Consider the following 14,194-nt stretch of genomic DNA (forward strand, 5'->3'; position numbering starts at 1 on the left):
CCGCGCGGCGGCTGCTCGAAGTCAACGTCGCACGCGCGAGAAGCGGCACCAGCTATGGTGATCGAGATTCTTCAGCAATTCCGCGCGCGACCGCTCGCGACGGTAGTGCTGCACCACCGACAGCAACGCAATCAACAGCACGGATCCTCCAAGAACAGTCACAATCCATGTTTCGTTCATTGCCATCCCCTGTGACAACTACGCCTGCAACCTCGCACCGTGTTTTCAGAGCGGGCATTGCCCTGACTTCGGACAATTGCCTGCGTTGATGCATTGCTCGAAAACCAGTTCGCGGTATCGACCCGCGTCGCGATCGGCAGGCGTACGCGGCCCAAAAGTCCGGTTCACGACGACGATCTGGTTCGTGCACCGGCATTGATAAAGCTGTTGTTTTGTCTCCACCACTTCTTCCTTGTCGGGCCCTTTCCGCTTCCTCTGGACTTGCGTGGGCCCTGTTTTTGTCGATACAGAATCAGTTCATATGCTGGCCGCCGTTCACGGCCAGGTTCGCGCCCGTAATGAAACCCGCGTCGTCCGAGCAAAGGAACGCGACCAGCGCGGCCACTTCTTCCGGCTTGCCCAGGCGGCCGGCGGGAATCTGCGGCAGGATCTTCGTGTCGAGGATTTCCTGCGGAATCGCCGTGACCATCTTCGTGGCGAGATAACCCGGCGAAATCGTGTTGACGGTCACGCCCTTGCGCGCCACTTCGAGCGCGAGCGCCTTCGTGAAGCCGTGCATGCCCGCCTTCGCCGCCGCATAGTTGGTCTGCCCAACCGATCCCTTCGAGCCATTCACCGAAGAAATATTGATCACCCGGCCCCAACCGCGCTCCATCATCATTTCGCACACCGGCTTCGTCATGTTGAAGACGGAATCGAGATTCGTGCGCATGACGGCGTCCCAGTTCACCTTGTCGAGCTTGCGCAGCGTCATGTCGCGCGTGATGCCCGCATTGTTCACGAGGATGTCGACGGGACCGATCTCCGCCGTGATCTTCGCCACGCAGGCGTAACACGAGTCGTAGTCGGCGACGTCGACGGAATACGCGTAGAACGCGCGGCCTGAGGCTTCCATCGCGGCGAGCCATTCGTCCGAGCACGTGTTGCCGGGCGAGCACGTCACGACCACGCGATAGCCGGCGTCGTGCAAACGGACACTGATAGCCTCGCCCAGACCACCCATACCGCCCGTTACCACAGCAATTCGATTAGTCATCCTTTACACCTGTCAGTCGTTCATTGCGAAAGTTCCCGATCGTCAACCGGCTGGTTCGCAGATACAGCCGTTGACTGGTCTCCCCGACTGATCCTTTATGTCGCCGCTCACTGCGGCGCGCGAGCTTCGCGATTCACTGCGACGTCGCGTGTCGGTAGATGGTTCGGCGTACGCCTGTGCTTTAGGTGATTAATCGACGACCACTTTGTGGGGACGCGTATCGGCCTCGGTTCGCGCGGCGCGCGCGATTGCCTCTTCGGTTTGCTGTTGCGCGAGCGCTTCGGGCGTCGGCGCAGTGGCAAGCGCCGTCGCGACAGCCGACGTCATGGCGGATGCTGCCGCTTGCGTGCGGCTCTGGAATGCATCGACGGCGCAGCGCAGCTGGATGTCGGTCTTTTTCGCTTGTGTTTGTCCGACTTCCTGAAGCGCTACGTTGAGCTGCGAAACGATACGGCCCAGTTCCTGGCCGTAATCCGCGAATAGCGACATGCCGCTATTGACCGCATTCCATTGGATTGTGGCCCATGCGTCCAGCGTGCGAGCGTTGCTGACCATGCTCATGGTTTTCAGCGCTTCGCCGTTCAACTGGCTAATCGTCTGCAGATTCAGTGCGACGATGGATTGCACTTCGCGAGCAAAGGGACTGGCCCATGCGTGGAGAGCGGAGATGCCGGGCTCCCACGCCGAAATGACACCTACGGAATTCCGTGTGTTCATTGACGCGACTCCGTTAGTCTTACTAATTAGATCCATGCCACATGCACAGCGGGGCCGCGCTGTTTCATGCGAATAGCATGTGTGTTCGCATTAGTTGTTTGTGCGAAGCACCATTAGAAGCGTCATTCTAAACACATCATTTGACAATTATTAAATGGTCTTTAGTAGGTAGTTACCCTATGTTTTGGTGTAGATTTCCCAAATACTGATACAAATCAAAGCTGATCACGTTTCAGCGTGCGCTTAAAGATGCATCCAGTACATGTCCGGAATCGCACGGTCTTCATCCGACAGGAACGGATTGTCCAGACGAATGATCTTCCGACTCGCCAGATTCGTACGTTTCAATGCGTTCTGAATATACGGATGCGTGTTGAACAGCTTCAGATACGAGCCATCACGCCAGGCCGCCGCGAAACCTCGCGCGATCGCCGCCGCGAGCCGCTCCTGGGTCGGCGACACATAGAACAGAAAATCCGAGCGATACGCGAGCAGCAAACGGTTCTCGACAGCGAGGCTCGGCTCGGTCGCCTTGCGCGACTCGATCTCCGGGTACGCTTCGATTACGCCGCGCGGAAAATAGTCGACGCGCCGGCCTTCGACCATCTTGAAGATCGTTTCGTAACTCGATGGCGTCTGCACGGTGAGACCCGCGTTGCGCATGATCTCGGTATCGATCCAGCCCAGCCCTTGAACACCCGTCATCGAACGCAGATCGTCGAGCGTTTCGATCCGGTCGAAATCGGGCTGCCTGTCCTGCCGGATCAGAAACACGCGATACCCGATCAGCCCGCGATGAATCGGAATATGCACGACGTTCAGGCCGCGCTCTGCCTGCGCATCCATGCTGGTCCAGTGCAGATTGATGGTCGTGCCGCTCGCGAGTTCGGCGAGCGCACGGCCGCGCTCCATCACGAGTTCGATCTGCCGCGTCGAATAGGACACATTGGCCGCTTTCATCGCGAGTTCGAGCGTGGCGAGCGCGAATGCGGCATGCACATCCCTGCCCGGCCGGATCTGTGGATAGATGATTTCGAAGTGCTCGCCCGGTGCGGACCGTGCAGCGAGCGAGGCGCCCGCAGCACTTGCCGCGGCGAAAAGGAAACGCCTGCGATGCATAAGTACGAGTGACAAATACGGGAACGTGCGGGTCGCGCGATATCGAGCCCTGCTCAGATCGTGTCACGGAGCATAGCGGCATCGACATTCGGACAAACCCGTTGACATATTGCAAACGCAATACTTACTCGAAGCCTTCCACCGCTTCGAGCATGTGAAACCTGCTTTTGACGGCTATTCGACGATCAGTCCGTGGCGGATCGCGTAACGGATCACCTCGGCGTTGTTCGCGAGGCCGAGTTTCTGCATCAAGCGCATCTTGTGTGTACTAATCGTCTTTGCGCTGAGCGCGCAGGTGTCGGCGATTTCGTTGATGCTCTTGCCGGCCGCCAGCATTTGCAGCACCTGAAATTCGCGGTCGGATAGAACCTCATGGGGCGGCATGTCGCCGCGATGCGTTTCGAAGACCATTGCATCGACGAGCTTCGGATCGATGAAGCGTCCGCCGTCCGCTAGCTTGCGGATCGCCGCGAGCAGCACATCGGGATCGCTGTCTTTCGTCAGATAACCCGTCGCACCGGCGCGCAGCGCGCGCGACGCGACCTGCGCCTCGTCGTGGATGCTCAGCACCAGCACGGGCAACGCAGGCTGCTCGGCCCGCACGCGACGGATCAGATCGACACCGCTGATGCCGGGCATCGTCATGTCGAGCAACAGCAGATCGACCGCGCAACTGCGCAGCTTGTCGACGACTTCAGCGCCGTGCGCCGCTTCCGCCGCGACAATCATGTCGCTCGTCGTCGCGATGATCTGCCTGAGTCCGCCGCGGACGATCGCGTGATCGTCTGCAATGAGTATCCTGATCATAGTTTGAGCCCGCCATCGAGCGGAATGTGAATCGAAACCGTCGTGCCGACGCCCTGCGCGCTGTCGATCGACAGCGTTGCGCCGATCAGCCGCGCGCGCTCGTTCATGCCGAGCAGGCCATACGAATAGTCGCGGTGCGCGGCCTGCAGGTCGAAGCCGCAGCCGTTGTCGCGCACATGCAGTTCGAGTTGGTCCGCTGTCGAAATCAGCGACACGTCGACACGCGTCGCGTTCGCATGACGCGCCACGTTGGTCAGCGACGCCTGCACGATGCGGAATACGGCCGTTGCGTGTGTGTCCAACAGCGCGGGCTCGCCGCCTTCGATGCGCAGCTCGCAAGGAATCGCATTGCGCCGGTTGAATTCGTCGACGAGCCATTCGAGCGCCGACACGATCCCGAAGTTGAGCGCGGCGGGCCGCAAATGGCTCGCGACATTGCGCACCATCCAGATCGTGCCTTCGACCAGCTCGCGCATGTCGTCGGCCTTTTTCAGCGCTTCCGGGTCGTACGCGAGGCGCATCTTCAGCAGCGAGACGTCCATCTTCAGCGCGGTCAGCAACTGGCCGAGTTCGTCGTGAATCTCCATAGCGATGCGCTTTCTTTCCTCTTCGCGGATCGCTTCCATGTAAGCGGAAAGCTCGCGTTGCTGCTCGCGCGACTCGACCAGTTCCTGTTCCATCTGCTTGCGCCCGGTAATGTCGTTCAGGCCGACATAGATGGCGGGCGAGTCGTCGTACGTCGCGACACGCGCGGTCGCCATCGCCCAGAACTGGGTGCCGTCCGGACGGCAGAACCGGACCTCCGTATCGCGCAGACTGCCCTCCGTTCGCAGATGGCCGATCAGCCGCTCGCGTTCTACGGGGTCCGCGTAGAAGTCCGCAATGTTGGCGACGTTCAAGGCCGCACCCTCGCTTATGCCGAACAGCACGCGCAGCGGTGCGTTCGTGTACAGAATGCGTCCATCCGGCATCGACGTGATGCACAACGGCACGGGGCTCGTTTCGACGATCGCGCGAAAGCGCGCCTCGCTCGCCTGCAAGCGCGCGTCCGCGCGTCGGCGTTCGTCGATCTGCGCCTGCAGGTTCGCATTCGCGCGCGCCAGTTCTTCCGTGCGCAACGCGACGCGCCGTTCGAGATCGTCGCGTACCTGCTCGAGCGCCGCTTCCGTTTCCTTGCGCACGGCGACTTCGGCCATCAGTTGCCGGTTCTGCGCAACGAGTTGCTTGTGCATCGCGCGCAGTTCGAGATGCACGCCGACGCGCGCGAGCATCTCGTCGACGCGCAGCGGCTTGGTCACATAATCGACGCCGCCCGAGGAAAACCCTTCCACGCGGTCTTCGTTGCCCGTCAGCGAGGTCATGAAAATCACGGCGATATCGCGCGTGCGTTCGTCGCGCTTGAGCCGGCGACAGGTTTCAAAGCCGTCGATGCCGGGCATCTTCACGTCGAGCAGAATCAGATCGGGCTGCGCGAACGCCGCGCGTTCGAGCGCCTCGATGCCGTCGAGCGCAACCAGCACGCGGATGCCGCGCGCCTCGAGACTGTCGACGACCACGCCGACATTGGCGGGCGTATCGTCGACGATCAGGATCGTGCCCGATGGTCCGGCGGACGGAGCGAGGTGGCTCATGATGCCGGGTTCCCTTCGAGATACCGCTCCACCATTTGCAGGATCGCCTTCGACTGCCAGGCGCGCGCCAGTTGATGCAGCCGCGCCGCAAACGCCGCGTGCGACGGATCGCTCGCCGCGATCCGCTCCGCCCATTGCACGATGCCGCTCATGTTGCCGTCGCGCGCGAGCTGATGCAGCTCGCTCATCGCGTCGGCGGGAATGGTGGCGGGAAGGGTCGCCGGCATTGCCGGTCCGGCTTGCTGCTGGACAGCCTCGCGAATCCAGTCGATGCCGAGCAGCGCCGCGATCCGCGCGAGCAGCACGTCGAAATCGACCGGCTTGCTGATGAAGGCGTTCGCGCCCGCTTCGAGGCTCCTCGCACCGTCCACGCCGAACGGCGACGCCGAGATCGTGATGATCGGCGTGTGAGCGAACGCGGGCATCGCGCGGAAGCGGCGCGTCACAGTCAGACCGTCGATGCCGGGCATCACGATATCCGTGAGTATCAGATCGGGATATTCCGTTTGCGCGAGCGCGATGCCGTCGGCGCCACTGGCCGACTCCACGGTGTCGAAGCCGATGCGCGTCAGCAGCTCGACGATGACCGCGCGGTTGATCTGCACGTCGTCGATCACGAGCACCTTGCGGCGCGGACCCTCGTAGCCCGTAATGATGGTGGCGGCACCCATCACACCTCCGGCGCGCGCGGCGCCCGGCTCGGTAAGCGCGGCCGGCAACTCGAACCAGAAGACGCTGCCGCCACCGGGGGCGCTGTCGACCTTCACTTCGCCGCCCATTGCGCGCACGAACTGCCGGCTGATCGCGAGGCCAAGCCCCGTGCCGCCCGCGCGGCGTTCCGCGCCGCCTGCCTGTTCGAACGGCATGAAGATCTTCTCGTGATATTCGGCGGCAATGCCGATGCCCGTGTCGTGCACCTCGAAGCGGGCCGCGCCGTTTTCTGCGCGCCCGATGAACAGGCGCACGCTGCCCTCATCGGTGAACTTCACCGCGTTCGACAACAGATTGAGCAGCACCTGGCGCAAGCGGTGTTCGTCGGCGCGCACGCCGCCGGGCGCATCGGCGGCAACCGTGCATTCGAACGCGAGCTTGCGCTGCTCGGCCTTCACGCCGATGATCTCGCGAATCGTATCGACGAGGCCCGCGAGCGGCACATCGCAAATCTCGATGCGCAGCTTGCCCGCTTCGACCTTCGCGAAATCGAGCGTCTCGTCGATCAGCGCCAGCAGGTGCTCGCCGCTCTGCTGGATCACCGCGACGCCGTCGCGCTGACGCAGGCTGAGCGAACTGTCGCGCCTGAGAATCTGCGCATAGCCAAGAATACCGTTGAGCGGCGTGCGCAATTCGTGGCTCAGGTTCGCGAGGAACTCGCCTTTCGCGCGATTGGCCGCTTCCGCCATGTGCCGCGCCTCGCGCTCGGTGGCCGCTTCGCGTTCGTCGAGATACGCGCGATGCAGCCGCATCCCCATTGCGTTGAAGGCCGACACCACGCGGTCGAGTTCGTCCGGCTCGCGCGGAGGCTTGCGTTGCAGAACGAACGGGTGCTGCGGCTCGTGGAAGTCGTAGCCGCTGACGCTGCGCGCTATCGCCGCGAGGTGCCGCGTGAGCAGCCGCCACAGAATGTAAAACGTGAACAGCGCGACGAGAAACGTATTCGCGCCCTGGCTCACGAGTATCACGAGCGCCGTGCGCGTCAGGTCGTGGTAGAGGTTGGCGAGCGTCGCCTCGACATACAGCGTGCCGATCTGCTCGACCTTGTCCTGCACGCGGTACGTGATCGGGAACTCGCGGGCGACCGTCATGCGGGGCATGCGCTGGCCCACGCTCACGACCATCGCGGAACTGATGGAAGGCATCTCGCGCACTTCCGCCGCGCGGATATCGGCGAGCCGCAGCATGCCTTCGAGTTCGAGCTTGAGTTGCGGCTGGTCAAGGCGCCAGAGCGCTTCGCCAAGACTGTCGCGATAGCTGCGGTCGATATCGACGAGCCGGTTCTCGATCTGCGCGACGCCGCGCTGATAGTCGCGATACAGTTGCACGGCTGTGAGGATCAGCGTGATCGCGCAGCTAAACGCGAGCACCGTCCCGAGCAGCCGCAGCACCACGCTGCGCCGCACGTAACGGAGTCCGCTCCACCCTGCGTCGAACCTGTCGAGAACCATATCCCCCCGCGAGTGCTGCCGTTCTGGTTGTCTTATTCTGCACTCGATGCCAAAGCGCGGTCCACCGGCCCGGTCCCGCGGCCAGGCGCCTGAAACGTCGGTCTTTCTACCCCGCCGGTTCCGGCAGTTCGCCAAACGCCTTCAGTCTGACGGTGCGTACGGGCCGCCCGACGAGTTCGTCGATCAGATCGGCCATTTCGCAGAGCGCCTGAAAACCGTGTGCGTCGATCTGGTCCGCGTGATAGCGCCGCAAATCGCACATCGTTTCGCCGAGGCGCCTCAGCGCAGCGGGCGTGCTTTCGATCAACGGCCAGCAGTGCATCAGATACGCAAGCGCCGTCACGCTGCGCGATTCGCACCATGTGTCGAACAGCTGCAGACAGAGCGCATTGACCTGCTCCACGACATTCTCACGCTCGGACAGATAGGCAATCATGACGCCTTGGCTCGATGTTGCATTTCGATGGCTCATGATCCGCGACCACTATTTGTGTCACAGTCAGCACGCGCTGGAAAACCCGCGTGCGACATCCTGATTCGCGTGTCAGGAAATCCTTAACGCCGCGCGTGCCCGCAAGCCCATGCCCGTACGTAAAAACCCTTGTACGTCAGCGACTCGCGCTCTGCTTCCCAGGGAAATCCTGACGCTTCAAATCAGCATTTCCTGAGCACACAATCCGCCGCCGCCGATTGGTGCTGCATCGTGTTAGCCCTAGCATTGGGTCATCGGGCATGGGGGAGACGCACATGTATGACGACGCTTCGAACGCACTGCCGCTGTACGTGATCGATTTGCGCGCGTGGATCAGCGACTGGTACGACCATGCGTTCAAGGTGGGACTCGTTCACCCGCCCTTTACGCTCGACGAATCGACAGCCGACCGGCTCGAAGGTTATTTCAAGGCGGGACTGACGCCGGCCGAGGGCGCGATTGCGTTTTTCGGCGTCGTGCATTGAGGGTTGGGCATGAGATTCGACGAATTCGACGCGCGCCTGTCGCGGCTGCTACGGGCGCTGCCCGACGGGACCATCGCCGAACTGACGGACGGCATGATCGCGTGGTGGGGTGGCGCGCGGACCATCTACGCCTGGATCGGCGACGGCGGCCGCAACCAGCCGGGTGCACGCGAACTCGACCTGGCCGACGACTGGGGCCAGTTCCACGACTGGCTCGCGGCATGGATCGACGAGCCGCGCTTCAGCACGCGGCCCGAGAAGCTCGGCCGCGATACCGCGCAGACGGACGCGTGACGCGCGTTCTTCACGCGCCACACCTGCCGCGCCTGCGTTTTAGACCTCACACGAACGGCGCTTCATCCGCCGCATGCTGCTCGGTCTTTGCGACGCGCTTCTTCATCGACGCCGGATCGCGCACGATCGTCACCGCGCACGGCGCATAGGCGAGCACCTGACGCGCGACGGAGCCGATCAGCCAGCGGTCGAACGGCGTATGCCCGCGATGCCCGACGACGAGATGATCGATGCCGTGCTGCTCCGCGTAGAGCACGATCTCTTTCGCCGGCTGGCCGATCACGAGATCGAACTCGGCGTGATCGTTCGATGACGTGAGCTTCGCCTTGATGTCGTCGAGCACTTCGTTCGCGTGACGCAACTCGTAGTCGACCATTTCCTTTCTTTCGAGCTCGATCGCGCCCCAGTCCGGCGCGCGCGCGACGACGAGCACATGCAGGCGCGCATCGAAGCGCTTCGCCAGATCGACTGCGAACGCGACGGCGTGCCGCGCGGACGGCGAGCCGTCATAACCTGCCAGGATGTTCTGCATGATTCGCTCCCTTCCGGTTTGAACCGGTGCGAGCCTTGATTGAGCGACGCGTTTGCTGTTGGTCAGTTGTCGTCGCTTCGGCTCGGAAGATGCTCGTGCGGGACGGGCTCGGCCGCGTCGGCGTCGGGAAGGTCGTCTTTCGCGGGCTTGGCCGGCTGCTTGCCGGATGTGGTTTGCGCGGGGTCGAGGGGTTTGGCGGTCGGCTCAGCGGACGGATCGGAGGGCATGTTGTGCTCCTGCGCTGAAGATTGCTGTAGTTTCCATGATAGACCGCATTGCGGCGGCTGTTTGCGCGAAACACTGGCCCGGCAAGACGCGCGTTGCGGCGCTGCGCAAAACGGCGCGCACGGGCGCGGGCATGAACGGTGTGCGCCCGTCGCAGCAGGATCGTCCTAGTCTTCGCGCCGACGAAATGACACAGTAACGGGCGTATCCAGCCAGAGGAGCTTTCGTGTCCACGCCCGAACCGCTTTCCGCCCTTTCCACGCTTTCCACCCTTGCCACCGTTACCTTCCGGCCTTTCACGCCCGACGACATCGCCGCCGCGCACGCGCTGTCGCTCGAGGTCAAGTGGCCGCATCGCGCCGACGACTGGCGCCTGGTCGCCGATGCCGGCAGCGGTTTTGTCGCGCTGAGTGGGGACCGCATCGTCGGCACGGCGCTGTGCTGGAAGTACGGCGAGGACGGTGCGTCGCTCGGGATGGTGATCGTCTCGCCGGATCAGCAAGGGCGAGGCATTGGACGCGAGTTGATGGAGCGTCTGCTCGAAATGCTCGGCAGCCGGACCACAGTGTTGCACGCAACGCCGGCCGGCCAGCCGCTGTACGAGAAGCTCGGCTTCCGCGCAATCGGCACGATCAACCAGCACCAGGCCACCGACTTTCGCGTCCCGCAGATCGTGCTGAAACCGGGCGAGCAACTGCGCCCCTTGCAAGCCGCCGACACGCCCCGCCTGATCGACCTTGCTTCGCGCGCGAGCGGCCTCGATCGCAGTGCGCTGCTGCCTGCTCTGCTCGATGTTGCGCGAGGCGTTGCGCTCGAGCGGGATGGTGTGGTGCTCGGTTTCGCATTGCTGCGGCCGTTTGGCCGTGGACACGCGATCGGCCCTGTCGTAGTAGAGCACTCCGCAGACGAATCGACGCGCCGTGCGCAAGCGCTGATCGCGCATTGTCTCGCGGCGAACGCGGGCGCATTCACCCGCATCGACACGCCCGGCGACAGCGGCCTTACGTCCTGGCTCGAAGAACTGGGCCTCAAATGCGTCGACACTGTGATCAAGATGTCCCGCAACGGCACGCCCGCAAGCGATCCTTCCGTCGTGCAGTTCGCTATCGTCAATCAGGCACTTGGTTAAATCATGACGCTTCTCTACAAGGCCGATCCTGAGCGCGGCAAGTTATGGGCGCAGCACTTCGCGCAAAAGGCGCCGGAGATTCCCTTTCGGCTGTGGCCGGACGTCGGCGACCCGGCGGCCGTGCGTTATCTCGCCGCGTGGCAGCCACCTGACGACCCGGCGCGCACGTTGCCGAATCTCGAAGTGATCTTTTCGGTGGGCGCGGGCATCGATCAGTTCGATCTGTCGCGAGTGCCGCCGCATATTGCTGTGGTACGGATGATCGAGCCAGGGATCGTCGAAGGCATGGTGGAGTACGTGACACAGGCCGTGCTGACTATTCATCGCGATCTGTTCGATTATGTTTTGCAGCAGCGACAGCGGGTCTGGCGTGAGATGCCCGTGCGGGCGGCTTCGACGCGGCGTGTCGGCGTGCTGGGGCTTGGGATGTTGGGCACTGCCGTGCTGGAGCGTCTACGGTTGTTTGGGTTTCCGTGTGCGGGGTGGAGTCGCTCTGAGCATCGGTTAGAGGGCGTTGAGTGTTTTGCGGGTGTGCAGGCGCTCGATGCGTTTCTTGCCCGGACGGATGTGCTTGTGTGCTTGCTGCCGCTTACGGATGCGACGCGTGGGCTGCTCGATAAGCGTCTGTTCGGCAAGCTGCCGAAAGGGGCTTCGTTCGTTAATGTGGGGCGCGGGGCGCAGGTTGATCAGCAGGATCTGCTCGATGCGCTCGATAGCGGGCAGTTGCAGAATGCCATTCTTGATGTGACTGATCCGGAGCCGTTGCCGGATTCACATCCGTTCTGGACGCATCCGCGGGTGAGGATTACGCCGCATATTGCTAGTGCTACTCGGCCTGAGGGCGCTGTTGATGTGGTTTTGGAGAATATTCGGCGGTGGCGCGATGGGGTGCCGATGGTTGGGGAGATTGATCGGAGTCGAGGGTATTAAGGGGTTTTTGTCTGCGACGCTGGGGTGGGGGGTTTGCCTTTGCGGTGCAGGCGTTGCCGTTGCCGTTTGGCGTTTTGGCCTTTGCGCTGGCATCCGCGTTTTGCCTTTGCGCTGGCGTCCGCGTTTTGCCTTTGCGCTGGCGTCCGCGTTTTGTTAGCGTGCTTCAAGCGTCGCCCCTGTGCGGGGCGGCACCTACTTTTCTTTGCCGCCGCAAAGAAAAGTAGGCAAAAGAAAGCGGCTCACACCGCCAATTCTTCTTCCTGCCTGAGGGCCCCCGAAGGGTCTTACACTTCACACGGCAACCACGTGACCCACGTTCGTTGCCAGCGCTCTTGCGGTGCGCCTCACCCGCTCCACGCACCCGCGTTGCGGCACGCCGTACCAGATAGTCCACTGCCGCCCAGGTGGCAAACTGTGTGTAGGCCGTAGTACTGCACACGCCTCACTTCGGACCGATAGCGCACGCGTTCCACCCTGTAAGAGCGCCAGGCTATACGACGCGACAGCCTACACACAGTTTGCCACCTTGGCGGCACATACCAGTCGCTGCCTCTAGCTCGTGTACGGGTGTTTGAAGTGGGTGAGGCGCTCATTCGAAGCGTTGGCAACGCACGCGAACAGAAATGTTGCCGTGTGAAGCGTAAGACCCTTTGGGGGCCCTCAGGCAAGAAGAAAGGTTGGCGGTGTGAGCCGCTTTCTTTTGCCTACTTTTCTTTGCGGCGGCAAAGAAAAGTAGGTGCCGCCCCGCACAGGGGCGACGCGTGAAGCACGCTAACGAATCGCGGATGCCAGCACAAAGGCAAACACACCTCCCGGCTCAACCCAACTGCCAGCGCAGAATCCAAACCACCGCCCAGCGTCGCAGACAAAAAACCCCCGCCACAGCACAAAATGCTGCCCCCACCCCCCAAAAAACCACATCCGCATCATTAGAAGATTGATTTGGCGAATCACGCGCCAACCCCCTCTCTGTAGTATGAAACGGTCCGCCTCCCACCCGCGATAGCGAAGAAACGAGACCCACCCCATGCCAAACCGATCCCTCATCGAATCCGACCGCAAACACCTGATCCACCCCGTCGTCAGCTATCGCGCGCACGAAGCGCGCGGCGTCACCGTGCTGGACTCCGCGCAAGGCGTCTACCTCCGCGACATCGACGGAAACGAACTGCTCGACGCGTTCTCCGGCCTCTGGTGCGTCAACACCGGCTACGGCCATCAAAGCATCGTCGACGCAGCGACACGACAACTGCAACGCCTCCCCTACGCGACAGGCTACTTCCACTTCGGCTCCGAGCCCGCCATCGAACTCGCCGCCAAGCTGGTCGAACTCGCGCCCGCGTCGCTGCAGCACGTGTACTTCACGCTCGGTGGATCGGATGCCGTCGACTCCGCGCTGCGCTTCATCACGCACTACTTCAACGCGACAGGCCGTCCGTCGAAAAAGCACATCATCGCGCTGCAACGCGGCTATCACGGCTCGTCGTCGATCGGCGCCGGCCTCACCGCGCTGCCCGCGTTCCATCGCAACTTCGACGTGCCGCTGCCCACGCAACATCACATCCCGTCGCCCTACGCGTACCGCAATGATTTCGCCGACGACACCGCCCTGATCGCCGCCTCCGTCGCCGCGCTCGAAGCGAAAGTCGAAGCTCTCGGCGCGGACAACGTCGCCGCCTTCTTCTGCGAGCCGATCCAGGGCTCGGGTGGCGTCATCGTGCCGCCCGTCGGCTGGTTGAAGGCGATGCGCGAGGCCTGCCGCAAGCTCGGCATCCTGTTCGTCGCCGACGAAGTCATTACAGGCTTCGGCCGCACAGGGCCGCTGTTCGCGTGCGAAGCGGAAGGCGTCGAGCCGGACCTGATGACGGTCGCCAAGGGCCTCACGGCGGGCTATGCGCCGATGGGCGCGGTACTGATGTCGGACGGCGTCTATCAGGGCATCGCCGACGGCGGCGACGTCGCGGCGGCGATCGGCCACGGGCACACGTACTCGGCGCACCCCGTGAGCGCCGCGATCGGCCTCGAAGTGATGCGCCTCTATCAGGAAGGCGGCCTCCTCGCGAACGGCGTCGCGCGTGCGCCGCGCTTCGCGCAAGGGCTCGATGCGCTGCTCGCGCATCCCCTCGTCGGCGATTCGCGGCATCGCGGCCTGTTAGGCGCGCTCGAACTCGTCGCCGACAAGGACACGAAACAGGGCTTCGATGCGGCGCTGAAACTGCCGGACCGCATTGCTGCCGCTGCATATTCGAACGGCCTCGTGTTCCGCGCGTTCGGCGACAACATCCTCGGTTTCGCGCCCGCGCTGTGCTACACGGAAAGCGAGTTCGACCTGCTGTTCGAGCGCCTCGAAAAGACGCTCGACGACGTGCTCGCGCAAGCCGACGTGCGCGCCGCACTGAAGGGTTCGATCGAATTTAAACGCCGCGCGGCTGCGTGATAACATCGACCGACCCTTCGACATGCGGGACCGACCGA

General features: G+C 62.9%; 17 protein-coding genes. 6 read left to right on the top strand and 11 right to left on the bottom strand.

From position 1 onward, the window contains the following. Positions 1-21: 21 nt before the first annotated feature. The 9 genes from H1204_RS33455 to H1204_RS33495 all read right to left on the bottom strand — a co-directional run bounded on the left by H1204_RS33455 (position 22) and on the right by H1204_RS33495 (position 8,088). Complete coding sequence (locus H1204_RS33455; RefSeq protein ID WP_180734792.1) at positions 22-180, bottom strand: hypothetical protein; 159 nt, start codon at positions 178-180, stop codon at positions 22-24. Positions 181-225: 45 nt separating this feature from the next. Further along, complete coding sequence (locus H1204_RS33460; RefSeq protein WP_180734793.1) at positions 226-402, bottom strand: hypothetical protein; 177 nt, start codon at positions 400-402, stop codon at positions 226-228. A gap of 70 nt (positions 403-472) precedes the next feature. Then, positions 473-1,216 (bottom strand): acetoacetyl-CoA reductase, encoded by a 744-nt coding sequence (phbB, locus tag H1204_RS33465; RefSeq protein ID WP_054931824.1) that lies wholly within the window; start codon positions 1,214-1,216, stop codon positions 473-475. 189 nt (positions 1,217-1,405) lie between these two features. After that, positions 1,406-1,933 carry a phasin family protein gene (locus H1204_RS33470; RefSeq protein WP_180734794.1) on the bottom strand — a complete coding sequence of 176 codons (528 nt, stop codon included), beginning with the start codon at positions 1,931-1,933 and terminating at the stop codon, positions 1,406-1,408. A 243-nt stretch (positions 1,934-2,176) separates the two neighbouring features. Next, positions 2,177-3,052, bottom strand: a complete 876-nt coding sequence (locus tag H1204_RS33475) for a hypothetical protein (RefSeq protein ID WP_180735124.1) — start codon at positions 3,050-3,052, stop codon at positions 2,177-2,179. A gap of 174 nt (positions 3,053-3,226) precedes the next feature. Beyond that, positions 3,227-3,859: a response regulator transcription factor gene (locus H1204_RS33480; protein WP_007583214.1), complete on the bottom strand. Its 633-nt coding sequence runs from the start codon at positions 3,857-3,859 to the stop codon at positions 3,227-3,229. Next, positions 3,856-5,490 (bottom strand): response regulator, encoded by a 1,635-nt coding sequence (locus H1204_RS33485; protein ID WP_180734795.1) that lies wholly within the window; start codon positions 5,488-5,490, stop codon positions 3,856-3,858. The genes H1204_RS33480 and H1204_RS33485 overlap by 4 nt, the downstream gene beginning before the upstream one ends. After that, positions 5,487-7,652: an ATP-binding protein gene (locus H1204_RS33490; RefSeq protein WP_180734796.1), complete on the bottom strand. Its 2,166-nt coding sequence runs from the start codon at positions 7,650-7,652 to the stop codon at positions 5,487-5,489. The genes H1204_RS33485 and H1204_RS33490 overlap by 4 nt, the downstream gene beginning before the upstream one ends. Positions 7,653-7,758: 106 nt before the next feature. Next, entirely contained in the window at positions 7,759-8,088 is a 330-nt protein-coding gene (locus tag H1204_RS33495) for a hypothetical protein (RefSeq protein ID WP_180734797.1), read from the bottom strand. A gap of 311 nt (positions 8,089-8,399) precedes the next feature. On the opposite strand from H1204_RS33495, the gene H1204_RS33500 reads away from it, so the two are divergent. Together H1204_RS33500 and H1204_RS33505 are read left to right on the top strand one after the other, a co-directional pair. Continuing rightward, positions 8,400-8,609: a hypothetical protein gene (locus H1204_RS33500; protein ID WP_007583220.1), complete on the top strand. Its 210-nt coding sequence runs from the start codon at positions 8,400-8,402 to the stop codon at positions 8,607-8,609. 9 nt (positions 8,610-8,618) lie between these two features. Beyond that, entirely contained in the window at positions 8,619-8,903 is a 285-nt protein-coding gene (locus H1204_RS33505; RefSeq protein WP_180734798.1) for a hypothetical protein, read from the top strand. A 46-nt stretch (positions 8,904-8,949) separates the two neighbouring features. Here the strand turns inward: H1204_RS33505 and H1204_RS33510 are convergent, their stop codons facing one another. Together H1204_RS33510 and H1204_RS33515 are read right to left on the bottom strand one after the other, a co-directional pair. Further along, on the bottom strand, positions 8,950-9,435 hold the full coding sequence (locus H1204_RS33510; protein WP_180734799.1) for a universal stress protein: 486 nt from the start codon (positions 9,433-9,435) through the stop codon (positions 8,950-8,952). Positions 9,436-9,497: 62 nt separating this feature from the next. Next, positions 9,498-9,662, bottom strand: a complete 165-nt coding sequence (locus H1204_RS33515) for a hypothetical protein (RefSeq protein WP_180734800.1) — start codon at positions 9,660-9,662, stop codon at positions 9,498-9,500. A gap of 35 nt (positions 9,663-9,697) precedes the next feature. On the opposite strand from H1204_RS33515, the gene H1204_RS33520 reads away from it, so the two are divergent. The 4 genes from H1204_RS33520 (at position 9,698) to H1204_RS33535 (ending at position 14,156) form a co-directional block, all read left to right on the top strand. Further along, positions 9,698-9,859, top strand: a complete 162-nt coding sequence (locus H1204_RS33520; protein ID WP_180734801.1) for a hypothetical protein — start codon at positions 9,698-9,700, stop codon at positions 9,857-9,859. 27 nt (positions 9,860-9,886) lie between these two features. Beyond that, the gene (locus tag H1204_RS33525) at positions 9,887-10,789 is read left to right on the top strand and encodes a GNAT family N-acetyltransferase (protein WP_180734802.1); all 903 of its coding nucleotides are present in this window, start codon (positions 9,887-9,889) and stop codon (positions 10,787-10,789) included. A gap of 3 nt (positions 10,790-10,792) precedes the next feature. Next, positions 10,793-11,719, top strand: a complete 927-nt coding sequence (locus H1204_RS33530; RefSeq protein ID WP_180734803.1) for a glyoxylate/hydroxypyruvate reductase A — start codon at positions 10,793-10,795, stop codon at positions 11,717-11,719. 1,027 nt (positions 11,720-12,746) lie between these two features. After that, positions 12,747-14,156: an aspartate aminotransferase family protein gene (locus H1204_RS33535; RefSeq protein ID WP_180734804.1), complete on the top strand. Its 1,410-nt coding sequence runs from the start codon at positions 12,747-12,749 to the stop codon at positions 14,154-14,156. Positions 14,157-14,194: the final 38 nt, after the last annotated feature.

Source organism: Paraburkholderia sp. PGU19 (genome assembly GCF_013426915.1).
Classification (GTDB): domain Bacteria; phylum Pseudomonadota; class Gammaproteobacteria; order Burkholderiales; family Burkholderiaceae; genus Paraburkholderia.